The sequence below is a fragment of the Sorangium sp. So ce385 genome, assembly GCF_051474135.1.
Lineage (GTDB): Bacteria > Myxococcota_A > Polyangia > Polyangiales > Polyangiaceae > Sorangium > Sorangium cellulosum_D.
Genome location: NZ_CP150337.1, coordinates 7,885,438 through 7,909,116 on the forward strand (window position 1 = coordinate 7,885,438; position 23,679 = coordinate 7,909,116).

General features: G+C 69.7%; 18 protein-coding genes. 5 read left to right on the forward strand and 13 right to left on the reverse strand.

Features of this window, described 5'->3' with window-relative positions:
* Positions 1–512 precede the first annotated feature (512 nt).
* Positions 513–2,633: a glycoside hydrolase family 52 protein gene (locus WME83_RS28670; RefSeq protein WP_437312880.1), complete on the forward strand. Its 2,121-nt coding sequence runs from the start codon at positions 513–515 to the stop codon at positions 2,631–2,633.
* Positions 2,630–3,667 carry an NAD-dependent epimerase/dehydratase family protein gene (locus tag WME83_RS28675; protein WP_437312881.1) on the forward strand — a complete coding sequence of 346 codons (1,038 nt, stop codon included), beginning with the start codon at positions 2,630–2,632 and terminating at the stop codon, positions 3,665–3,667. The genes WME83_RS28670 and WME83_RS28675 overlap by 4 nt, the downstream gene beginning before the upstream one ends.
* A gap of 166 nt (positions 3,668–3,833) precedes the next feature.
* Here WME83_RS28675 and WME83_RS28680 read toward each other — a convergent pair whose 3' ends face one another.
* From WME83_RS28680 to WME83_RS28690, 3 genes are all read right to left on the reverse strand, one after another.
* Positions 3,834–5,096, reverse strand: a complete 1,263-nt coding sequence (locus WME83_RS28680) for a pectate lyase family protein (protein WP_437312882.1) — start codon at positions 5,094–5,096, stop codon at positions 3,834–3,836.
* Positions 5,097–5,446: 350 nt separating this feature from the next.
* Positions 5,447–5,977 (reverse strand): hypothetical protein, encoded by a 531-nt coding sequence (locus WME83_RS28685; RefSeq protein ID WP_437322057.1) that lies wholly within the window; start codon positions 5,975–5,977, stop codon positions 5,447–5,449.
* A gap of 345 nt (positions 5,978–6,322) precedes the next feature.
* On the reverse strand, positions 6,323–7,030 hold the full coding sequence (locus WME83_RS28690) for an SDR family NAD(P)-dependent oxidoreductase (protein ID WP_437312883.1): 708 nt from the start codon (positions 7,028–7,030) through the stop codon (positions 6,323–6,325).
* A 330-nt stretch (positions 7,031–7,360) separates the two neighbouring features.
* On the opposite strand from WME83_RS28690, the gene WME83_RS28695 reads away from it, so the two are divergent.
* The 3 genes from WME83_RS28695 to WME83_RS28705 are packed head-to-tail and all read left to right on the forward strand — an operon-like array spanning position 7,361 to position 10,013.
* Positions 7,361–8,401, forward strand: a complete 1,041-nt coding sequence (locus WME83_RS28695) for a sulfonate ABC transporter substrate-binding protein (protein ID WP_437312884.1) — start codon at positions 7,361–7,363, stop codon at positions 8,399–8,401.
* A complete protein-coding gene (locus WME83_RS28700; protein ID WP_437312885.1) occupies positions 8,398–9,192 on the forward strand; it encodes an ABC transporter permease subunit in 795 nt (264 codons plus the stop codon). Before WME83_RS28695 ends, WME83_RS28700 begins: the two co-directional genes overlap by 4 nt.
* 2 nt (positions 9,193–9,194) lie before the next feature.
* Positions 9,195–10,013: an ABC transporter ATP-binding protein gene (locus tag WME83_RS28705; protein ID WP_437312886.1), complete on the forward strand. Its 819-nt coding sequence runs from the start codon at positions 9,195–9,197 to the stop codon at positions 10,011–10,013.
* Positions 10,014–10,027: 14 nt separating this feature from the next.
* On the opposite strand, the gene WME83_RS28710 is transcribed toward WME83_RS28705, so the two are convergent.
* The 10 genes from WME83_RS28710 to WME83_RS28755 form a co-directional block, all read right to left on the reverse strand.
* On the reverse strand, positions 10,028–10,435 hold the full coding sequence (locus WME83_RS28710) for a hypothetical protein (RefSeq protein WP_437312887.1): 408 nt from the start codon (positions 10,433–10,435) through the stop codon (positions 10,028–10,030).
* Positions 10,435–12,966 (reverse strand): hypothetical protein, encoded by a 2,532-nt coding sequence (locus tag WME83_RS28715; protein WP_437312888.1) that lies wholly within the window; start codon positions 12,964–12,966, stop codon positions 10,435–10,437. The genes WME83_RS28710 and WME83_RS28715 overlap by 1 nt, the downstream gene beginning before the upstream one ends.
* Positions 12,967–13,049: 83 nt before the next feature.
* Positions 13,050–14,672, reverse strand: a complete 1,623-nt coding sequence (locus WME83_RS28720) for a hypothetical protein (RefSeq protein WP_437312889.1) — start codon at positions 14,670–14,672, stop codon at positions 13,050–13,052.
* A complete protein-coding gene (locus WME83_RS28725) occupies positions 14,669–15,874 on the reverse strand; it encodes an aKG-HExxH-type peptide beta-hydroxylase (protein ID WP_437312890.1) in 1,206 nt (401 codons plus the stop codon). The genes WME83_RS28720 and WME83_RS28725 overlap by 4 nt, the downstream gene beginning before the upstream one ends.
* A 16-nt stretch (positions 15,875–15,890) precedes the next feature.
* Positions 15,891–17,189 (reverse strand): HlyD family efflux transporter periplasmic adaptor subunit, encoded by a 1,299-nt coding sequence (locus WME83_RS28730; RefSeq protein WP_437312891.1) that lies wholly within the window; start codon positions 17,187–17,189, stop codon positions 15,891–15,893.
* Between the two features lie 2 nt (positions 17,190–17,191).
* Entirely contained in the window at positions 17,192–19,411 is a 2,220-nt protein-coding gene (locus tag WME83_RS28735) for a peptidase domain-containing ABC transporter (RefSeq protein WP_437312892.1), read from the reverse strand.
* Positions 19,412–19,512: 101 nt separating this feature from the next.
* The gene (locus WME83_RS28740; RefSeq protein ID WP_437312893.1) at positions 19,513–20,016 is read right to left on the reverse strand and encodes a hypothetical protein; all 504 of its coding nucleotides are present in this window, start codon (positions 20,014–20,016) and stop codon (positions 19,513–19,515) included.
* Positions 20,017–20,066: 50 nt separating this feature from the next.
* Positions 20,067–20,210: a hypothetical protein gene (locus WME83_RS28745; RefSeq protein WP_437312894.1), complete on the reverse strand. Its 144-nt coding sequence runs from the start codon at positions 20,208–20,210 to the stop codon at positions 20,067–20,069.
* Positions 20,211–20,802: 592 nt separating this feature from the next.
* Entirely contained in the window at positions 20,803–21,954 is a 1,152-nt protein-coding gene (locus WME83_RS28750) for an STAS domain-containing protein (protein WP_437312895.1), read from the reverse strand.
* Positions 21,955–22,002: 48 nt separating this feature from the next.
* Positions 22,003–23,541: a glycoside hydrolase family 26 protein gene (locus WME83_RS28755; protein WP_437322058.1), complete on the reverse strand. Its 1,539-nt coding sequence runs from the start codon at positions 23,539–23,541 to the stop codon at positions 22,003–22,005.
* Positions 23,542–23,679: the final 138 nt, after the last annotated feature.

Sequence of the window (23,679 nt, forward strand, 5' to 3'; positions counted from 1 at the left end):
GGCGGGACGCGCATCGACACGGCGCCGACCACGAATCGGTGTTTCTGCGACACGACGCCTCTCGTCAAGAGCCGATATCCGGGTCGAGGCGACCTCCGGCGCAACCACCTTGTGCCGGACGGGAGGACGACGCCGGCGGCCGCACCGCGTTCCGCTCCAGCGAGCACCACGACGCGAGCCAGCGCCCCAGGCCCGACGTCCGTTCCACGCCGCAGTGCCCCCCTGCCCCCTGTCCTGCGCACCGCCCCGGCGGCGGCGCGGCCTCCCCGCCGCCGTCCGGGCCCTGGCAGCCACCGGAGGGCCGCCCCACCCCGGCGGCCCCGCCGGGTGGTACGGAGCCACCTTTGCGACGGCGCCGCACGCGCTCCGCGGGCTCGCCCCGCGAGCTCGCTTCCCGGGAGCGCTCCGCGAGCTCGCTTCCCGGGAGCGCTCCGCGAGCTCGCTTCCCGGGAGCGCTCCGCGAGCTCGCTTCCCGGGAGCGCTCCGCGAGGCGGTTACGGTATGTTGCCGCCGTGACCTCCTCCTACAATGTCCAGCACGCGCCGGTCGGCGCATTTGCCTCCTTCACGCTCGGCAGCTTCAACCGGCGGGGCGGGTTCGCCTCCCAGGTGGGCCGCCCGGGAGAGTCGAACCTCTACATCGGCTACCGCGAGGGCGACGGGGACTTCCTCTGTCTCCCCTACTTCGAGAGCCAGCGCGGCCCGGACGTCCCGTTCGGCGTCACCTTGAGCAACGACACGCGGATGCGCCGCGTCTTCGGCGATCAGGACATCCGCCGCGAGCTCGGGTGGGCGAGCGACACGATCCGCGCCGGGCGCCTGACGCTCGCGATCTACTCGCCGTTCGGCCCCATCCCCGACCCGCGCACGGCGCCGCCCTCCGAGGTCGCCGAGCGCTCGTGCCCGGCCCTCATCGCCCGCCTCGAGCTCGACAACACCGGCAGCGACAAGCCCCTGACGGGCCTCTTCGCGCTCGACGCGCCGAGCCTGCGCGACCTCGAGACCGAGAGCGACGGTCGCCTCGTCGGCGTCGCGCACGGCCGGCGCTGGGGCTTCGCCTGCCGCCCGGAGCCGGGCCTCCGCGCCTTCCAGGCCTTCACGCCCGAGCACGCGTTCGACGGCAGCGCCGACCGGCTCTTCCGCCTCGGCAAGACCGGCGGCCTGGTCATCGAGGTCCCGGCGGGGCAAAAGCGCGAGGTCTGGATCGCGCTCGGCTTCCACGACGCCGGCGCCGTCACGACCGGCGTCGAGGCGCGCTACGCCTACACCCGCTACTTCCGCCGGCTCGAGGACGTCCTCTCCTCCGCGCTCGACCGCCGCGAGGCGCTCGTCCGCGAGGCGGCCCAGCGCGACGCGGAGCTCGCGCAGTCGGCGCTCAGCCCCGCCCAGAAGTGGCTGCTCGCCCAGGCGACGCACGGCTATTTCGGGTCGACCGAGTGGCTGGACACGGCGCTCGACGACGCCTCGCCGCCCGCGCCGCTGTGGGTCGTGAACGAGGGCGAGTACGAGATGATGAACACCTTCGATCTCGCGATCGATCACCTCTTCTTCGAGCTGCGTTACGCGCCCTGGGCCGTGCGCAACATCCTCGACCTCTACGTCGATCGCTACAGCTACCGCGACCAGGTGAAGCGCCCCGGCGCGGGCGGCGAGCTCCTGCCCGGCGGGGTGTCGTTCACGCACGACATGGGCGTCAGCAACCACTTCTCGCCGGCCGGCGACTCCAGCTACGAGCGCCCGAACTTCGACGCCATCTGCTTCAGCTTCATGACGCACGAGCAGCTCACGAACTGGATCTGCTGCGCCGGCGTGTACGTCGCGCGCACCGGCGACGAGGGCTTCCTCGAGCGCCACCGGGGCCTCTTCGCCGAGCTGCTCGCGAGCCTGCTCCACCGCGACGCGCCGGAGCCGGGCGCGCGGACCGGCGTCATGGCGCTCGACAGCAGCCGCTGCGGCACCGGCGCCGAGATCACCACCTACGACTCGCTCGATCACTCGCTCGGCCGCGCGCGCGGCAACCTCTACCTGGCCGGCAAGACGTGGGCGTCGTACGTCGTGCTCGCCCACCTCCTCGAGCGCTGCGGGGACGCCCCCCTCGCCGCCGAGGCCAAGGCGGCGGGCCGGAAGGCCGCGCGCGCGATCGTGTCGGCGTTCCACGAGCCGTCGGGCTACATCCCCGCCCTGCTCGACCGCAGCTCGACGAGCGCGATCATCCCCGCGATCGAGGGGCTCCTCTACCCGCACGTCATGGGCTTGCTCGACGAGGCCGAGCACGGCGAGCTCGTCCGGGTGCTCCGGCGCCACCTCCACGCCATCCTGAAGCCCGGGCTGTGCCTGTTCCCCGAGGGCGGCTGGAAGCTCTCGAGCAGCAGCGACAACTCCTGGGCGAGCAAGATCGCGCTCTGCCAGCACATCGCGCGCGCGATCCTGAAGGCCGATCTCCCCGACCCCGAGCGCCACGAGGAGGCCCACGTCCGCTGGCAGATCGAGGGCTCCGGCTACTGGGCCTACTCCGACCAGATGCAGCGCGGCGTGCCCGTCGGCAGCCGCTACTACCCGCGCGGCGTGACGGCCATCCTCTGGCTGGACGAGCCCGCGGCGGGGGCGGGGCCGAAGGCCGGGGCGCAGTCATGAGGGTCCTCATCGTCGGCGGGACCGGCCTCATCTCGACGGCCATCGTGCAGCAGCTCCTCGAGCGGGGCGATCACGTCACGCTCTACAACCGCGGCGTGACGGCGCGGCGGTTCGAGGGGGACGTCGAGGTCATCGCCGGCGATCGCTGGAAATACGCCGAGTTCGAGCGCGAGATGCAGCAGCGCACGTTCGACGCCGTGATCGACATGGTCGCCTTCGCCCCGGAGAACGCCGACTCGCTGCTCCGGGCGTTCTCGGGCCGCGCGGGCCACCTGGTCGTCTGCTCGACGGTGTGCGTCTACGGCGGGCCGCTCACGCGCTCGCCGGCGACCGACGACGAGCCGCACCGCCCGGTGACGAAGTATGGCCAGAACAAGTCGCGCATCGAGTCGACGCTGCTCGCGGCGAACGGCCAGAACGGGCTCAAGACCACGATCTTGCGCCCGTCGTTCACGACCGGCGAGGGGCACACCGCGCTCGGCGCGCTCTATTTCGACGACTCGATGGCCGATCGCGCCCGGCGCGGCCTCCCGCTCATCGTCCACGACGACGGCAGGGCGCCGTGGGCCATCGCGCACGTCTCCGACGTGGCCCGCGGGTTCGTGAACGCGCTCGGCAACGACAAGGCCTATGGGCAGGCGTACCACCTCACGAGCGACGAGCACACCACGTGGGGCGGCGTCTTCGCCGCGCTAAAGGAGGCCGCCGGCGGCAAGTCGCCCGTCGTCTCGATCCCGACCGACTGGCTCTACGAGGTCGCCCCGCGCCGCATGGTGGGCGTCAAGTTCATCTACCAATACGGGTCGATCTTCGACAACGGCAAGGCGGCGCGCGACCTCGGCTTCCGGACCACGGTGCCGCTCGTCGAGACCTTCCGCCGCCAGATCGCCTGGTCGGAGCGCGCGGGGACCTACCGGCGCGCGGACGAAGAGCCGCTCCAGGACGTCCTGCTCGACGCGTTCACCCGGGGCCAGAGGCCCGCGCCGGGGCAGGTGCACGACTTCAACCCGTGGGGCAACGAGCCCGAGTCCTGATCCCTGCTGCCGTCGCCGTCCGACAGGCCGCCTCGCCGCCTCACGGAGCCGCCCACGCGAGCCTTCGGGTGGGAGCGCTCCGGTGTAGCGCGGGCGCGGCCACGGGCGGCGCTCCAGCGGGCGCCGCGCCGGCCGGAGCGGCGCGCCGGCCGCCGGACGGCCCGCGTCAGGGCAGGTTCTCGAGGGGATCGGTCTTGCCGACGCCCGCGTGCGCGCGGACGATCGCCTTGACGTCGGCCGACCTGTCGAGCGGATAGTCGTACGGCGCCGCCCAGGTGCAGTCCGCGCCGGACGCCTGCGTCCCCGTGGTCTCCTCGAAGAGGTTGTCCTTGCGATCCGTGCCGCCGGCGTCGCTGTCCAGCGTGGTGATGGGGTTCTTCACCTTGTAGAAGTGGTTGCCCTCGACCCGCAGGCAGGCGCCGACGCGCGAGTTGACCCCCGACGTGGGGACGTTCTCGAAGTAGTTGTTGTACACGTGCCCGTTGCCGCCGCGATAGCTCGGGAGGCGGGAGTTCACGTTGTTGATGTAATTATGATGGAACGTGATGCGGCGATCGCTGTCGTCGCTGTCCGACGAGCCGACCAGCATGCCCTTCCAGTGATCGTGCAGGTAGGTCCACGAGATCGTGATGTTCGAGGACTCGTGGGTCGCGTCGATGAGGCCGTCGTACTTGTCCTTGTTGGAGTTCACGGCGGGCGAGTCCGCCCAGAGCTCGCAGTGGTCGATCCAGACGTTGTGGCTCTCGTCCAGGTGGATGCCGTCGCCGTTGCCGCTGCCGGCCAGCACGTGGTGAATCTTCAAGTTGCGGATGATGATGTTGGAGGCTCTCCGCAGGTTGAGCCCGATCCCCTCCAGCTCTCCGCTCGACCCGACCCCCACGATGGTCTTGTTGGAGGCGACGTCCACCTCATCGTCGCTGCCGCTGATCTTGCCGGTGATCTGGATGATCAGGGCCTCGTCCTTCGCGGCCTCGGTTTGGAGCGCGTCGAGCGAGCTCACGGAGACGACCGCCCCGCCCTTGCCGCCGGTGGTGCCGCCGTCGGTCGTGGCGTAGCCGTAGAGCCTGAAGTCGGCGCCGCCGGGGCTGCTGCCGCCCTCACCGCTGCCCGAGCCGCCCTCGCCGCTGTCCGAGCCGCCCTCGCCGCTGTCCGAGCCGCCCTCGCCGCTGTCCGAGCCGCCCTCGCCGCTGCCGGAGCCGCCCGTGCCGCTGCCGGAGCCGCCCGTGCCGCTGCCGGAGCCGCCCGTGCCGCTGCCGGCGCCGATCCCGCCGGAGCTGGCGCTGGTGGTGGAGCTGACGCTCCCGCTGCTCGTCGGCTGGCCGTCGTTCTCTTCCGGATCCGACGCATCGGAGCCGCACCCTGCCGTCGAGAGGCCAGTGATGCCGAGCGCGATCAGCGCAGCCCAAGCGACTCGAGAATCGAACTTCATGCGCAAGTTACCTTTCCGTGATGAGCCAAGCAGCGCGCGCGACGCGGTGGAGAAGCCGGACACCGCACGGGCCGTTCGCGGGAGCTTCTCAGCAACGCATGTGCCACCAGCGCACGAGGGCTCGAGTCCGCCCGGATCGCCACCCTTCACGGCATTTTCCCGCCGGGACGACGGCATCGCGCTTCCGCTTCTCCGGCAGCATCCGCAACGCCGCAACGAGCCTGTCAACCGTGGGTTGACACGGTGGACACGTGAGGCACCGCGTCATCGATCCTGGCGCTGGCAGACACCGTGGCGCCGGGCGCCTCGTGCGCCCCCCGGCCTCGCTGCTGCGGCGCGCCTCGCGGGCCTCAGGGGCCGATTCGCACGAGCTCGATCCAGTCGAGCTTGGACGCGTCCTCGCGGCACCCGAACGTGACGACGTGCATCCCGGGATTGAGCGCGAACTCGAGCAGCGCCCCTGTATCGTCCTGCGAGTCGTGCACGTAATCTTCGTGGAAATCGGTGCCGCTGAAGTCGTACCTGTATGCGGGGTCCGGCTCGTTATCAACGCTGATCCAGAACGAGTTGTCCACGCCGTCGACGGGCCCCTCGGCGACCCTGGCCTTGATTCGGTAGGTGCCGGCCTCGGTGATCCCGAACGAGCAGTCGACCCGGGAGGACTTGCAATCCTCCTCGGTCTCGGGGACGGCCACGTACTGCCCGCCGCTCGCCAGCGGGTCCTCCACACGCACGAAGAGGCCGGAGAGCTCGCATTTCAGCTCGTCCTCGGCCTCGGCCCTGATCCTCAGGGTGCCGCCCTCCCCGCCCCCGGTGGTGGAGGACGACGATGTGTCCCACGCCACGGACAGCCCCTCGAGCGAGCAGCCGCAGATCAGCACCGGCAAGAGCGCAACCCAGCGTCGCCACCGCGATGGACGCGCGCCGACGACCGTCCTGCGCGCCGGGGAAGCTCTCCCCACGTCACCGGCCGCACGACGTCTCGTCTCCGCCCGAGGCTCCGAGATCGCTTTCACCTCCGACGACTTTAGCAACACACGTACCGCGAGCGCGACACAATCTTTCGTGCCGGCCCGAACCCGCGACGAAACGCCGGGTCGAGCTGCGGTCCCGCGGGCGCTCGCCGGCGCGGCCGGAAGCGGAGAGCGTGAGGGGTGACGTCGAGTCCACGCCCTCTGCGCGGCTCGAACGAGCAGGAGACGTTCCGCCGGGGCGCTCGGGGCGCCTCAGCGCGCGGCGGGACGCGCGTAGTCCTGCGCGCGGAACAGCACCCCGTGGACCTCGCCGTCGACCAGCGCCGGCACGAGCGCGCCGGGCAGGACGGACTCCACGTCGTTCGGCGCCCTGGGCCCGCCGAGATCGGTGCGCAGCCAGCCCGGGTCGAGGAGGTTCATCAGCACGCCAGTGCCGCGCAGCGAAGGGACCGTGTCGCGCACGAACTTGTCGAGCGCGGCCTTCGACGCGGCATAGGCCATGAGCTCCGGCTGGTCCTGGATCCCGGAGGTCACCTGGATGATGCGGCCCCAGCGGCGCTCCAGCATCGTCGGCAGCAGCCGATACGTGATCCGGATCGGGCTGATGACGTTCACCTCGAAGCTGAGCCGGTAGTCCTCCGCCGGCGTCTCCGTGGGCGAGGCGCGGAACGGCGTCATGATGGCGGCGTTGTTGAACAGGATGTCGATCCCACCCGACGCGGCGATGGCCCCGTCGACGATCCGGTCGACCGCCGCCTGGTCCGACAGCTCCCCCGAGACGGCGCTCACCCGGATCCCCTTGCCGGCGAGCTCGCCCTCGAGCTCCCGCGTGTGCGCCGCGTCGCGGCTGTGCAGGACGAGGTTGCAGCCGAGGCCGGCCAGGCCCCGCGCGATCTGCTTGCCGATACCCCGGCTCGCGCCGGTGATCAGCGCCCACTTCCCACGAATTTCTACCGTCATGGCGGCGCCTTATCGCAGAGCCGAGGTCGCCTGGCACCTCAAAAGCGAGCCGTCCCGCGCGCGCCGCGTCCGCCCGAGCCGCGCGCCGGGTGGACGCTGCTGCTCCAGCAGCATTCTTTGCTGGTCGGGTGCTGCTGGAGCAGCAGCGCTCGCCGGCCTCCGCCGGGGCGATGGGCCTGTAACCGCGCGAAAGACAAAGGTTTCCTGCGTGGCACGGCGGCTGCCAGGGGCCTGCGGTTGCATCCCGGTGCGCTCGTCTCGCCGGCGCCTCGGCACCTGGAATCGGCCAGCGCTGTCCCAGGCGCGCCGCGGGCGCCCGGAAGAACCTCCATGACCAGGCACACCCCCTTCACGAGGATCCGCTCCGGGCTGCTCGGATGCGCTGCGCTGGCGTGCGCCCTGTTCGGCTGCGACCGCGGCGGCGGTGAGCCGGGCGCCACGCTCGCGGCCGACGCCGCCGCCCCGGCGCCGGCGCAGGACCGGCGCGAGGCGGGGGTCGTGCGCCTCGGCTACCAGAAGATCGGCACCCCCTATCTCCTCAAGGATCGCGCCGACCGCCTGAAGCAGGCGCTCGAGGCGAAGAACGCCCGCGCCGAGTGGATCGAGTTCCCGGCCGGGCCTCCGCTGCTCGAGGCGATGCGCGCCGGCGCCGTGGACGTCGGCCACGTCGGCGAGACGCCCCCGGTCTTCGCGCAGGCGGGCGGCGTGCCCTTCGTGTACGTCGCCACCGACCCGCCGGCCCCGAAGGCCGAGGCGATCGTCGTGCCGAAGGACTCCCCGATCACCAGCGTCGCGGGCCTCAAGGGCAAGCGCGTCGCGGTCAACCGCGGCTCCAACGTGCACTACCTCCTGGTCCGGGCCGTCGAGGGCGCCGGGCTGACGCTCGACGATCTCCAGGTCTCGTTCCTCGCGCCGGCGGACGCCCGCAGCGCGTTCGAGAGCGGCAAGGTCGACGCCTGGGTGATCTGGGATCCGTTCCTGGCCGCGGCGGAGCTCGCCGGCGCGCGCGTCCTCCAGAGCGGCGAGGGGCTCGTGGACAACCACCTCTTCTACGTCGCCCGGCGGGAGTTCGCCGAGCAGCAGCCGGAGCTCCTGCGGATCGTGCTCGACGAGTACCAGGCGCTGAGCGCGTGGGAGCGCGAGCACACGGAGGAGACCGCGCAGATCCTCGCGAAGTCGTCGGGCGTCGCCTACGAGGCGTTCCTCACCTCCGAGCGCCGGCGCGCGTTCGGCCTCCTGCCGATCACGCCCGAGATCCTGAAGAAGCAGCAGGGCATCGCCGACACGCTCCACAAGCTCGAGATCATCCCGCGCGACATCCGCGTGGAGGACGCCTTCCTGTCCGCGGCCGCGTACGGAGGCGTCCGATGACGGCCGGCCGCGCGCCGGGCGCGCTCGGCCGGAGCCTGGCCCCCTGGATCGCCCCGCTCGCGCTGGTGCTCGCCTGGGAGGCCCTGTCGCGGCTCCAGGTCATCCCCAAGAGCCTGCTCCCCTCGCCCTCGGAGGTGGTGCTCGCCGCGGTGCACGCCACGAGGAGCGGCGGCCTCCCGGCGCACCTCGGCGTCAGCGCGCTGCGCGCCCTCGGCGGGCTCGCGATCGGCGCCGGCATCGGGCTCGTGCTGGGCCTGGCCACGGGGCTCTCGCGCTCGCTCCAGCTCGTCGTCGACGGGCCCCTCCAGATGCTCCGCGCGATCCCCGCGCTGGCGCTCGTGCCGCTCGTCATCCTGTGGTTCGGGCTGGGCGAGACGGCCAAGCTCTTCATCGTCGCGGTGACGGTGCTCTTCCCCGTCTACCTGAACACCTTCCACGGCGTGCGCAGCGTCGACCCGCACATCATCGAGATGGCGCGCGTCTACGACGTCCGGGGGCTCGCGCTCTACCGCGAGGTCATCCTCCCCGGCGCGCTCCCGTCGATCCTCGTGGGCCTCCGCTTCGCGCTCGGGCTCTCGTGGCTCGTGCTGATCGTCGCCGAGACGATCGGCGCCACGCAGGGCCTCGGCTACGTCGCGATGAACGCGCGGGAGTTCATGCAGATGGACCTGCTCGTGCTCACGATCGTGCTCTGGGCGCTCCTCGGCAAGCTGGCCGACTCCCTGGCGCGGTGGGCCGAGCGCCGGCTGCTGCCCTGGCAGCCTCGATTGCAGCGGATGGACGCGGGGTGAACATGAGCGTGCCGAAGGATCACCGCAGCGGCGCACGGGTCCTCCTCGAACGGCTCGAGAAGCGGTTCGACGACAAGCCTGTCCTCTCCGGCATCGAGCTCGACGTCCGCCCCGGCGAGTTCCTGACCATCGTCGGGCGGAGCGGATCGGGCAAGAGCACCCTGCTCCGCATCCTGTGCGGCCTCGAGCAGCCCACGGGCGGCGCGGCGCGCGTGCTGACGCGCGAGGGCGTCAGGGGCGACGCGGCCGTGCGCGTCGTCTTCCAGGAGCCGCGGCTGATGCCGTGGCGCACGGTCCTCCAGAACGTCTGCATCGGCCTGCCGAAGGAGCGCCGCGAGCGCGCCCGCGACGTCCTCGCCCGGGTCGGCCTGCTCGACCGCCAGGACGACTACCCCGGCGTGCTCTCGGGCGGCCAGCGGCAGCGCGTCGCCCTCGCGCGCGCGCTCGTCCACGACCCCAAGGTCCTGCTCCTCGACGAGCCGTTCGGGGCGCTCGACGCCCTGACGCGGATCGGCGCGCAGCGCCTCGTCGAGTCGCTGTGGGCCCAGCACGGCTTCACGGCGATCCTGGTGACGCACGACGTCCAGGAGGCGGTCCTGCTCGGCGATCGCGTGCTGGTGTTCGACGAGGGGCGCATCGTGGAGCGCGTCGCGGTGGAGCTGCCGCGGCCGCGCGCGAGGGAGGTCCCGGAGGTCGGCCGCCTCACCGGCGCGCTGCTCGAGGCGATCTTCGCGTCGGGCGATGCCCCGTCGACGCAGCGGCCGTCGCGCGCAACCTTCCCCCCGCCCATGACGTCGCCCCTGCTGGCCGGCGCGGAGTGAGCGCGGCGGGGAGGTCAGGCGAAGCAGCCCTTCAGGCGCGGATCGGTCCGGAGGATCGCCTCGACCTCGGACACGCAGTCGCGGGGCAAGAGGACCGTGTAGTAGCCGGGCTTGATCTCCGGCGCGACGCGGACCGCCTCGAGCCACGCGTCGAGCGAGAACGGGTCGGCCCGGATCACACCCCAGAAGCCGGTCGCGTCGAGGACGGCGGCGATGGGGTCCGTGTCCCGCCCCTGGAGCTGGCTGACCACGTAGGCGGCCGTGCCGACCTGCAGGCCGTGGAGCCGCGGCCGGCCGGAGGTCTGGGAGCTGCGCGCCGATGGCGGGCAGCCGCCGCTCGCCGAGCTCGCCCGCCTGCCGGATCCCCGCGGAGAGGGCCTGCGCTGCGCTGAAGGCGGCGCGCTGCGATCTCCGCCCGACATCAAGCCATCGAGCGGCTTCGCCATCGCGATTGGTCCCATAGCGCCTCCCATGGCGCATCAGCGCTCACCTGCACCGGGGAAGCGCCGGGGGTCGTGATGAGCTCGAAATAGACGTCCAGCAGGTCGGCCACGACGCCGGTGGGATGCCCAGCCGGCACCTGCTCCAAGCACGGCTTCATCCAGCGATGAAGCTGCGGATAACATCCATGGCGCTCGTGCACGTGGAGCATCGCGGCGAGGAGCTCGATCAGGAAGGAACCCACGCGTGTCTCGAACCACACGCGGAGCTCAGGCACCTCGGTAAGCCGAACGAAATGATGAACCTCTGCCAGCAGAGCGTCGGCCGAGCGCTTGCCGTCTGCCTCGGAGATCACACGATAAAGGTCGAGCTGATCCGTGTTGAACGCGCCTCGCGGCTGCCAGCCGCGCTGTATCCGCAGCGGTCCCAGGAAGACCGAGACGCGCAGGATATCGAGGCAATCGGCTGCCTGGACCATCTGACGGGCCCTCGTATTTCTCTTCTCCTTGTTGGCGATGGCGTCGGCGAAGTACGCGCAGTATTCGGGGTCCAGCTCTCCCCGTTCCCGGAGGTACGCGGCGAACCTCGCGCCGCTCGGCTCATCCCATAGATCCGGGCCCTCGTCTTCGCGCGCGCAATCATGGTGCGTGATGGCCAGCAAGAGATCCCTCAGCTGCTCCTCGACATCCCCGGTGTAATATCGATACAGCTCGGAGAGCAGCAAACCCCACATGGTGGCCCGGGCGGCGTGCATGGCGCCGTGAGTCCAGCGGGGGACCTGCTGCCGAACCGGCTCGACGAAGGGGGAATACCGGACCACGACGACTTTCCCCGTCCTCGGGTGGACGTACGTGTCCCGGAACGGCTGCTTGTAAGCCGCGTCGAGGATCTGTTGAACTTGCTGTGACAGCGCGACCACATCGAGCGGCGGGCCCGGCGGCGTCGCATCGGCTCGTCGCCGACGCCGACGATGGACGGCTGCGCTGGGCAAGATCTGCGGCAGCTCCACCTCGACCCACTCGTCGAACCCCTCACGCCAGATCTCCAGTCGGAGCCAGGCGGAACGCTCCACGGGCTCGAGCGCCAGCCAGCAGTCGTCCAGGGTGCTCCGCACGCGCCCGACGACCTCCTGGACCTCTTGGACCTCTGCCGGGGTGACGTCGAACGCGGCGACGAACTCCGGCCACGACAAGAGGTGCGCGTCCGGCTCGACGGTGATCCGCAACAACCCTTCTCCCCACTGCGCGAAGCCGCTCTGGTCGAGCGGCGGCTCGCACAGCTCCGGGCTCGCGAGGGCCGTGGCGGCGGGGTCCCAGCCGGGGCGCCGCGAGAGCAGCACGGCCGGGAGGCTCTGCCCGGCGAACGCGTACGCTACATCCACGGCAGACCGATGGATGATCCGGGGGAGCTGCGCGCACACCCCGTAGATGAACAGCCGCTCCGGCCGAACCTGCGCAGAGAGCCCCCCGGTGAGCGCGCGCGCGGCGGCGGACGAGATCTCCTGCAAATAAATGTATGTCCGAGGCTCGCCTTCGTCCGTACGATCATCCTCGACGTCCTCTTCAATCCTCGTGACGCGGAAGGCGGTCCCCGGCGGAAACACCACCTCGTCTTCGCCGCTCCAGACGCCCTCCACGCTGCCATCGAGACTGCGTCCACGCGAGCCGCAGCCGAGCGAGCGGGCGATGAGCTTGTACTTCTTGCTGCGTCGTGAGAACAGGTTCGCCATGTCCGCGGTGGTCGAGGTGCTCATGAAGGCGTCCTCGACCACCACCGAAGCAGACGATTCCTCTGGAGCGTTCATGCATTCGACATACCTGGCGACCGCTCTCTCCGGGAGATCGGTGATACGAATGAAGAGCTCCCCACCCTGGCACCGCTTCTGTCGAAGGATGGCGCGATGCGCCATGATGTTGTGCAGGAGCTGCTCCTCGACGAGCCGCGCCAGCCGGGGGTCCTCGATCGCCCCGATGTTCGCCGCGTACTCCTGGAGGGCGGCCATGTTGCGTCGGACGGGCTCATGCCGCTGGACGGCGGGCCTGGTCAGCAGCTTCTCCGCTGCGATCCGGACCGACTCGGCGAAGCTCATGGCCGCCCGCGGGTCTCCCGCATCCATCCGACAGAGAAAATTCGCGGGGTAAAACAGGTGGCTCCTGTGCTGACGCAGGCTGATGGCGTCGGCTGGCACCTCTTCATCGCGCAACGCCTCGCCGCGGACGAGCGCCAGACCGGCCCCGTTCAGCGCGTAACGTTCCCGTGGATCCGCCGTAACGAAGCGCTCGCGATGCCGGTCGAGCACATCGATGCCGATCGAGATGTCCTCTGCGCGAACCACGCGGGTGCTCTCGCGCCGGATCACCCCCATGAGGTCGGCGAGCTCGATCGTCTCGCCCCCGTCGTCGAACAGAAAACGCCGCTGCGACGAGCCGTACCTGATGGTCCCCGGACGCTCGACGAGCGTGGATACGATGCGTCCCAGCGTCCATTGAACACGGTCCACATGGTCGATCATGGCGGCTCCTCTCTCTCGATCCTTCGGGCAGGTCGGCCCCGTCGGACGAGGCCGCCGGAGGCACGCTCCAGGCCGTTCGGCGTTCAGGGCGGCGGTGAATCCGTCGTGAGCCGGACGAGATCCTCGTAGGTCGCGATCTTTCTCTGACCGCGAAGTGGCCAGGACTGGACGATGCGCGCGACGTCGAGCTTCAGCCGGCGGATGCCTTCGAGCAGGCCGCGGGCGCGCGGGCTTGGCTTCGACGGCCCGCCGGACTCGGAGAAGTTGGCGAGATCTCCCTCGAACAGGAGGCGCTCGGAGGGCACGTACGTGATCAGGTACTCGTCGGTGTGCTTGGAGCCCGGGCCGAGATCATACACCTCGATGCGGTGGTGAGGGTCCTCGAAGACGTGCCGGTCCTTGACCACGAGCAGCTGCGGCTCGCGCGGCGCGCGGGCGAGCCGGTCGGGCGCGACGCGGTGGTGGCTCGCGACGCGCGCGCGCAACAGCGCCTCGTTGCCCGGCGTGGTCACCAGCGTCACACCGGCGCTGACGAAGGCGCGGGCGCCGCCGATGTAGTGCTCGTGATGATGGCTCATGATCACGTAGCGCACCGGGCGGTCGGGCGCATGCCTGCGGATCGTCGCCAGGATCCGCTCGCCGGTCTCGCTGTCGACCGGCGCCTCCATGGCGATCACGTACTCGTCCATGACGGCGAACAGCACCTTGTTGTCGTGATCGGGCAGCTCGATCATGTAGAGATCACGGCCGATCGGCGTCACGGCGAGCGGCTCGATGGAGCGCTCCTGCACCGTCCAGTCGGCGAAGCCCGCGCGGTGCGGCTCGGGGACGGCGAACGCCGTCGGCTCCGGCCGGGCGCCGAGGTGGAGCTCGCCGTCGGCGATGCGCACGGTCCAGCGACCATGCCCCTCGATCCACGCGATGCTTCGGGGCATCATGATCGACGTGCCGGGCAGCGGGCGGTGATCTCCATAATGCACCCACTCCACCACGTCCCCCTCCTGCGGGTCGCCGCGCAGCGTCTCCATCCGCGTGATTCGATGGCTCGATCGGCTGATGTACAGCGTCACCAGCACGCCGTCATCGTCGGCGAAGGCGATCGCGTCGTGCGCACCGCCGTCGAGCTCGTCCTCGCCAAGCCAGCGCAAGGAAGCGGCGCGCGCATTCGCCAGCTCCAGGAGCTGCGGGGGCATGAACGCGGCGATGCGGCGGCGATGCGCCGCCGGCGTCGTCGTTCCCGGCTTCTCCGGCCCGTCGGAGTCGGCGTGGAAGTGGCGCCCCCGCATCACGATCGTGGTCGCCTGGTCGCCGTCGCCCTCGCCCGTGATCCGGCCCGTGTGCGCCATGGCTTCGAAGCGCCGCGAGAACGTGCACGTGCCGTCGACGCGATACTCCCTCGTCGCGCTGGGAGCGTTGTAGTGCCCCCGGTAGTGGAGCGTCCCGCTATAGGTCAGCGTGGCCTCGGCCGTGCCCGGGGCCTCCGTCCGGGCGCCGTAAGCGTCGAGGCTGCGGTCCAGGATCTCGCGCGCCTTTCGGAAGCTGCGGTAACCGAGGGTCTCCCCCGGCCCGGCAGCGGGGGGCGCCTTGGCCGGCGCGGCGCCGCCGGAGGGAGCCTTCCCCTGCCGGGTGGCGACGACGCAGGAGCACAGGACACACATGCACAGCGCGGAGCACAGCGAGAGCATCGAACGAGCGCTATGTCTCATGGGCGTTGCTCGACGGGGCGCTCGGCGACCGGGGGCGCCGGGTTGAGGGCGGAGAACATGCCATAGTCGAACGCGTACGGCTGGTTGCTCAGGTCGTGCCCGGCGAGCAGCGCGCGGCGGCGCGCCAGCACGTCGTCGTGGACCTCGACCATGCGGCAGTGCATGGCCCATGCCTCCGGGGTGTACAAGCGCTCGTCATCGATCGACTCGAGGCCGGCGCCGAAGCGCTCCATCGCCAGGGCGAATCGGCCGAGCAGCTCATGGCGCAGCCGGGCGTCGAGCTCCCCATCGTCGACGCATGCGTCGAAGAACTGAACCATGCACATGATCGTGTAGTTGCCGTGAAACGCGGCGAAGAGCGTGCGGTGGTCGTCCTTCACCACGGTGAACGCCGAAAGGAGCGTATCCTCGGGGATGGTGAAGCAGGGCTCGGCGGTAACGGCGAAGAACGAGAGGTGGCCGACCTGATGGACCAAATCCTCGCAGAAGAACAGCTCGGTGGGCTCGTCGGGGACGCTGAGGAACGCGGCGCCCAGCATGCCCGTCGTGGCGAACGAGTTGATCTTCTTGCTTCGCAGCACCACCAGCGCCCGACAATCACGCTCGACCTGCGCGCGCTGGCCCGGGCTGACCCGCTCCAGCAGCGCGAAGCCCCGGGTCAGCGCGGGGAGGCTCAGCCGGGCGGTCTCCTCGATCTCGACCTCCTCGTCCGACGGCATGTGGCGGAAGAACGGGGGGAAGAACGGATGCATGTCCGTATGCAGCTCGATCGAGGTGCCGGGTACGACGCACCGCGGGGTGAAGACCACGTTCACCGGCTGGCCGTCTCTCCAGAGCGTCGTGGGAGCGCCGCCGCCTGGAGAGCGCAGCTCGAACGTCCCGTCGGGCAGCCCGGTGCGCAGGGAGCCCAGGTTGGGCAGGTGCACCACGCCGCGGTGGTTGGCGCGCACCGCGAGCCGCGCCGGCCGATCCCCCTCGTCGAGGTACCCGAACAGGATCTGATCGAGGCCGATCGCAGGCGACTCGTGCAGCAGCCACGCCCGGAGGAGCGGCTCGTGCAAGCCCGCGCCGCCGGCGCGGACGACAGACACGAAGAGCTCGGGCGCCGCCTGCTCGAGCTGCTCGGCCGCCTGCCCCGCGAGCAGCCGGCGCCCCGCTTCGAACCGCTCCTCGAAGAACGCCCGTGCCGTCTGATGCGCCATCGTCGCCTCGCTGTGCTCAAGGATGCGTCAGATAGTAGAAGACATGGTGGAGGATACGCTCGATCAGGCGCAGGTCCTCGGTGACGATATCGGCGCTGCCCTGCATACCGTCCTTGAACTCGATCGGCCGCCCGAAGCTGCTGCGGAGCTCGTCGCCGGCGAACGCTACCTGCACCATGTAGTCGTCGCCATGCGACAGCGGTGCGATCGATTGGACCGCGCCGCGGAGTACGCCGTACTCGTGGAATGGATAGCCGTCGAGCTTGATGAGCACGCGCTGGCCCACCTGCACCTTGCCCGAATTACGCTGCCCGAGCTCGATGCGCCCGACCAGATGATTGCGCTCCGGCATCACCGCCAGCACCTCCTCGCCAGCGGACACGTACTGGTGGTCGCTCCAGAAGCTATGCAGCGTCACCCGCCCGTCGACGGGAGATTTGATCACGAAGCGCTGCTCCCAATCGAGCAGCTCGTTATAGACCCGCTTGTAGGACTCCTGGATCGCCAGCGCCAGCTCTTGGCTGCGCTCCTCGCGGTCCCGCCGGAGCTCCATCCGCGTCTTCTCGTATTCCTGGCCTTGCAGCTCCTGGCCGAGCACGCTGACCTGCATCTCTGCCTCTCGCAGCAGCTTTTGCTGGAGCAAGCTCTCGGCGCTCTCCACCTCCGCGACCGGCGCCAGGCCCTCTGCGTGCAGCCGCCTGGCGCGATCGCGCGCGCCCGTCGACTGCGCCTGCTCGGCGGCGACGATCTCGATCTGCTTGCGCATGCGCGCGACGAGCTGGCGCTGACGGGCGAGCTGTTCGTCGAGGAGCGCCAGCTGATGGTCGTAGTACGCCTCGCTGCGGAACAGCCGGTAGACGAGCACGCTGCGCACCAAGGCCGCGTACGCGATGTGCAGCGGCCCGAGCGTCGCCGTCGCCGGCAGCTCGATCGACACCTGAGCCAGCTGGTCGGGATCGTGCAGCCTGCGCTCGATCTCGGGGAGCAGGGCCTCGAGCCGCCGCATGTCCTCGAGCTGCGCCGGGTTCTCCAGCACCGCCAGCCAGGTGCCGCTGGAGACGCTCTCGCCGTCGGCCACCAGCAGCCTCGCGAGGCGCCCGCTCGTGTGCGCCATCAGCCGCACCGGCGGCTCCTGCGCGGTGATCTTCACGCGCGACGGCACCACGTCCGGATATCGAATGAACCAGCTGAGCGCGATCAGGGCGATGAATATCAGCCACAGGACCGAGGTGCCCACGCGCGTCACCCAGGACGGGACCGAGCCGAGGATCTCGTCGACCTCCTCGCTGCGGACGACCTCCTCGGGCGACGGCATGGCTAGGCCCCCAGCTCGAGCTGATTCTTCACGAGGCGGAAGTAAGCGCCGCGCAGGCGCGTCAGCTCCTCGTGACTTCCCCTCTCGACGATCTTCCCCTTCTCGAGCACCACGATCTGGTCAGCGTTCTTGACCGTGCTCAGGCGGTGAGCGATCACCACCGTCGTGCGTCCGCGCATGAACTCGTCGAGATTTTCCATGATGGTGCGCTCGTTGTTGGCGTCGAGTGAGCTGGTGGCCTCGTCGAAGAACAGGTACTCCGGGTCCTTGTACACGGCGCGGGCGATGAGGATACGCTGCCTCTGCCCCTGGCTGAGGCTGTTTCCGCTCTCACCGATGCGCGTGTTGTAGGCGAGCGGCAGCGATTCGACGAACTCATGAATATTGGCCGCTCGCAGCGCGTGCGTGAGCCGCTGCATGTCCGCGCGGTCCTCGCCAAGCGCCACGTTGCGGGCGATCGTATCGGAGAAGATGTAGCCGTCCTGCATCACCACGCCACACCGCTGCCGCCAGAGGCCGGCGTCGAAGTTGGCCAGGTTCATGTTGCCCAGGCGGATCTCGCCGCGCGTCGGCGGGTAGAACTTGAGGAGCAGCTTGAGCAAGGTGGTCTTGCCGCTGCCGCTGGTGCCCACGATGGCCGTGACGCGTCCCGCCGGGATGTGCAGCGAGACGTCCGACAGGACCGGCTCGGCGTTCGGCCCCTCGTATCGGAAGTGGAGGTTCTGCACGTTGATGCTCCGGTCCTCGGGGAGCGTGCGCAGGATCCCTTCACGCTGCGGCTCCTCGTCGGGCTTGCCGTGAATCTCCGCCAGACGCTCGAGGCTGAGCCGGGCGTCCTGGGTGGTCTGGGCGAAGCCCAGCAGCTGCTCGATGGGCTGGTTGACCTGGCCGATGATGTAGGAGACGGCCAGCATCATCCCGAGCGTCATCCGGCCCTCGATCACCTCCGTCGCGGCGAACACCGTGACGAGGATGTTCTTCAGCTCGTTGATCGACTGGCTGCCGGCCTGCTGATACTGCGTCACCGCGAGCTGCCGCTCGTTGATCTTGAACAGCCGCGCCTGGACCCGCTCCCAGCCCCAGCGCTTCTGCCGTTCACAATTGTTGATCTTGATCTCCTCGATCCCGCCGATGAGCTGGATGAGCATTTCTCGGTTGCTGGCGCGCTGCACGAAGCTCCGGTGGTCGAGCTCGTACCGGCGCTTCATGAACCCGAGGATCCACAGCGCCGCGGCGGCGCTCCCGGCCAGGAAGACGGCGAAGATCTTCCAGCTATAGAGGGCGAGCACGCCCGCGAAGACGACGAGGTTCACCGATGCGAACAGGACGTTCAGCGTGGTCGAGGTGAGGAAGCTCTCGACGCGCCGATGGTCGTCGATGCGCTGGAGGAGGTCGCCGGTCATCTTCGTGTTGAAGAACGACATCGGCAGCTTCATCAATTTGATGAGGAAGTCGGAGATGAGCGCGATGTTCATCCGCGAGCTGACGTGCAACAAGAGCCAACCGCGGATGATCTCGATGGCTGTTCGGCCCAAGAACAGCATCAACTGCGCCAGGAGGATGGTGTAGACGAAGCTGAGATCCTGGTTCGTGATGCCGGAGTCGACGAGCGCCTGGGTCAGGAACGGGAACACGAGGCTGAGCATGCTGCCGAACACCATCCCCAGCATCAGCTGGACGACGTATCGCCAGTGAGGCCGGATGTACGGGATCAGCACCTTCAGCCCCGCTTGCTGCTCGTATGGGTCGGTCTCTTCGTTGCTGTAGAAGGTCGCCGAGGGCTCGAGCAGGAGCACGAGGCCGGTCCCCTCAGGCCCGGCGCCCCACTGTTTCATGAACTCGTCGCGCGAGTAGCTGGTCAGCGCGTGCGCCGGGTCGGCCACATACACCTTGTTCCGCTTGACCTTGTAGACGACGACGAAGTGGTTCTGCTGCCAGTGGGCGACGCAGGGGAGAGGGACCTCCTCGGAGAGCTGCGCGAAGTCGAGGCGCACCGCCAGCGTGCGCAGCCCGATCGACTCGGCGCCCTGGCTGATCCCGGCGAAAGAGACCCCTTCCCTGGTCAGATAGCAGCGGTCACGGAGCAGCGGCAGCGAGTACGTGCGTCCGTAATAGCGGGCGATCATCTTCAGGCAGGTGGGCCCACAGTCCATCGCGTCGAACTGGCGATAGAATGGGAACCGACCGGCCTTGACCCGGAGCTCCGGCTGCGCGTCTGCCATACGCCCTCAGCCCTCCAGGGAGCACCGGGCGGTGCTGCGCCTGTGCTCTACCCCCGGCAGGCAAAGCTCCGCGAGCTCCTCGCCAGGGCTGAGCTCGGCCGTCAGAGCTCCACCGGCTGCCATTCGTTCGAGTCGGTGTCCCACAAGGAGAGGGCGCGCCACTCGGCGCGCGGGATGGGTCGAAGCGCAGCGTACCACTCGGTCGGCTCGGCGCCTCGCTTGATGCCCGCGGCCTCGAGGCGGCGCGCAAAATCCGCGTCGAGGCCGCTGCGGAGCACGAACTCCTGCCAAGTACAGATGTGATCGCCGCACGCTACCTCGAAGCGGACCAGCCCTTGGCCCAGCTCGATGATTTCCTGCTTGGATAGGGGGACCCGCGCGCCATCCCGGAGGACGCTCTTGACCACGGATTCCTCCCATACGGGATTGGCCGACAACCAGACCGCGGTCATCTGTGTACCCGCGAACGACTCCGATGGATTCAGCTGACCATCGCCGATGATGCGAGCGAGGTGGCTGCCGATGGAGTAATGGAATAGGCGTAAAGATTCCACGATTGAACCGGCTCGTTGAAAGGGGGCCGCGTGGCTGCGCAGCGCGGGCATGGCTAGCCTGAGGTGCTAACCACGCGCCCCACCCGTCGGCGAGAGCCTTGTCAGGCCGTTACTTTGTGACAACCATCGAGTACTTGAACGGCCTTGCCGCCCCTGACCTTGTCCGTCTCGGTCACGGCCTTCATGCCCTGATCCGTTTGGAGCTTCAGGAGCACGTCATCGAGGGTGAGCTTCTTCTTGTTCATTGGATACCTCCTTCGTTGGGGGTTTATTAATTTTGAAATCCCCCAAGCAGTCATTTGGCTATCCTGACCCATTCGTAGTGTCAACAGGAATCGCGGCGCAGCAGCTTTCTGCCAGCACGGCCCCCGTCGATGGACAACCGCTGACCACATGCGGCGGCATGGCCGGGACGAACCTGAATATTGTCCCGCGCCTGGCGCATAGACCCGTTTAATGCGCTCTCATGGAATTCGTTCGGCTTACCCATCGCCGACTTTGCCGAGCGCAGATCCTGGCGACCTCTCGCGACGCGTGCGACGCGTGCGACGCGTGCGACGCGTCAAAGAAGCGCGGGCATGAGCGCGGAAGTCTCCGTTGTGGACATATGCTGTTCCTCGGCTGAAGAAATCGAGCCGCGCGGTGCACACGGCGCTGCGCCGATACCATCTGGGTCCGGCGACGGCGCGATCCCGAAGACGCGCTCGTGACGAGCGCCCTGATGGCACGCTCGTGACGAGCGCCCTGATGCCAGTCCGTGCACGACCGGCGGGCGCCGCCGGCGCCGGTCAGCTCGGCGGACCCCCCGCCCAACCACGGACGAACGAGGACGACGCGCTACAAAGCCCGCCGCTTCGCCGCGGCGCGCCTGCGGCTGACCTCCAGGCCACTCCCGAGGCTGCGCAGGACGAGCAGGTCCTCGCCGAGATCGACGTCCACGAGCGCGCGGGCGACCTCCGGGCGGACGCCGGTCAGGATCGGCCGCGAGCCGAGCAGCTGGATCGCGCGCGCCAGCTGCTCCAGGGCGGCGGCGCCGTCGGGATCCAGCGCGTCGGCGCCGGTGACGTCGAGGACCACGTACGACGCCCGCTGCGCGACGATCGCGGGCAGGAGCCGCTCGCCGAGCTCGCCGGCGCGCTCGGCGTCGAGGCGCCCGATGAGCGGCACGGCGAGCGTGCCCCGGCCGACGTCGAGGATCGGCGCCGAGAGCGTGAGGATCTGCCGCCGCTGCTCCTCCACGAGGGCGAGCGAGCGGTTCAGCTCGTCGATGAGCCGGCCCTGCTGCTCGATCTGCCCCTCGGCGCGCCGCTGCGCCGTGACGTCGAGCTGCTGGACGAGCACCGCGCGGCCGCCGGTCACGGGATCGGTCGTCGGGCGCGCCTCCACCCGGTGCCACCGCTCGCCCTCGGTCGTGAGGACCTTGAGCTCCCCCGACCAGGGCGCCTCGGCGTCGATCGCCCCGCGGATCGCCGCGCCCGCCCCCTCGTCCGGGAACACCGCGTCGATCTGCGGCGCGTCGCCGAGGGCGCGCAGGGCCGCGGGGTTGTGGAAGAGCGCCTTCCCCGCGCGGTCGACGAGGCTGACCAGCACCGACGAGTGCCGGACCGCCTCCACGCCGCGCACCATGGAGGCGTCGACGTCGGAGGACTGCGGCAGCGCCTGGAACAGGACGGCGAGCCGCCCGTCGTCGAGGCGGATCGCCTGGCCGTGGAGCGTCACCGTGGCGGGCTTCCCGCGCGGGTAGAGCGTCCAGTCCTCCACGACGGTGCCGCCCTCGGCGACGACGCGGACGTAGCCGTCGAGCCGCGCGCGGACGGCCGGCGACAGGTCCGAGAGATCGCGGGCGTAGAGCTCGGCGCGATCGGCCGCGCGCCAGAACTGGACGGCCTTGGCGTTGGCCCAGGGGAAGCGGTACCGGTCGTGGTCGTAGACCCAGGTCGGCAGGATGGACAGCTCGAGGGCCGACAGGCGCTGGTCGAGGGACGTCATGTCGTGGCGGCACGTCATACGACGCCCTCGACCGTCCTGCACGCAGCATCAGTGATGCGGCTGGTTCACGTACGGGTCGCTCCCCGCCGCTGCATAGCCGGCCACGGACTGGCTGCTCGAATCGACGGCCAGCTTGCACGGGCTCCGGTGGGTCACGTTGGAGTTGTAAAACTGCACCGCCTTGATGTCGGGATACCGCTTCAGGGCGTCGACGATGCCGCGCATCCACTGGCCCTTGCGGTTCGGGTCGGCCGGGTCCTCGTGGCTGGAGAACTCGCTCAGGATGTACGGTTTGTCGCCGTGCCAGGCCATCTGCGCGGGCGCGTGCATCCAGTCGTAGTGGCTCCCGAACGTGGTCGCGGGATCTTTCCACCCCGATCCGTTGCACTCGTAGAAGTTGTACGGATCGTATCCGATCCAGTCGACGTAGGTGTCTCCGGGGTAGAGCGCGGGGAGCCGGGCGCGGGTGCCGCTCCAGCCCATCGGGGTCCAGACCCACACCACGTTGGTCGCGCCCGCCGCGCGGAACATGTCGACGATGCGCCGGTACGCGGCGACGTAGTCGGCGTCCGGGCCGTCGGCGCTGTGGACGTCGGTGTTGTCCATCTCGTGGTCGAAGGCGATCATGAATTTTCCGGGCGCGTTCTTGGCGCGCTCCGCGGCCGCCCGGATGACGGCGTCCTGCGAGCCGTTCGCGATCTCGGTCCACGTGACGTTCTGGCCCGCCGAGTAGCGGCGCGACTCCCACGACAGGTGGACGATGTATCCTTCGTTCATCTGCGCCGTCTCGAACCTGTCCGGGAAGACGCCGTTATCGGTGGTCCCCCAGTCGTGGTAGCGGTACACGATGTCGAGCTTGCGGCCGGCCTTCGCCTCGAAGTCCTTGATCGCGAGGCCCCAGTCCCAGCCATAGCTCCTCGACGAGTTGTACGCGCCCCACCAGGCGCCGTTCCTCGGCACGAGCTTGTCCGACACGACGGGCTCCTCGTCCGGGGGCGTGCCGCCGCCGCCGTCGTCGTCCGGCGTCGTGACGTCGATCCAGACGATCGAGGAGACGAGCGAGCCCGCGCCGGCGGTGTTCTGGAAGACGAGCTGGGTCCGCAGCCGTTCGCCGTTCGCGACGGCGAGGTCGCCGAACGTCTCGCTCAGGTTCTGCTGGCTCGCGCTGAGCGCGCGCGCCGGGCCGGAGCCGAGCAGGGTATCGCCGTCGTAGAGGTGGACGCGCACGGTGCCCGCGCCGCCGTTGATCGCCCAGGCCTGGTAATTGACGACGACCTGGCGCGCGCCGCCCGCCGGTGCGCCCGAGTAGCCGAGCGTGATCGACGCCGTGGCGGCGCCCGGCGCGCTCCGCGCGAACGTGCCGCCGCCGTCGCTCGCCGCGAACGAGGTGCCGTCGTCGACGAGCTTGAAGATGGGCGCCGTGCCGCCCCCACCCCAGATCTTGTCGAGCGCGACGTCGCTCGTCGGCACGACGCTCGCCGTCTGGGCCACGGCCGACGCGAGCTGTTCCGACGGCTCCGTTCCGGCGAGCTCTCCCGAGCTGCAGGCGGCGAGGAGCGCGGGCGCCGCGCAGAGGAGGAGTCTCACATCGAGCAAGGCAAAGCGGGTCCGAGAAGTCATCATAGGAGGATAGAGAAAGCACACATCGATGAACGGGCAAGACTTTGATTGAATTTCGCGCCTTCTGCAGCCACGCTGCACGCAGAGCGCTCGACAGTATGCCTT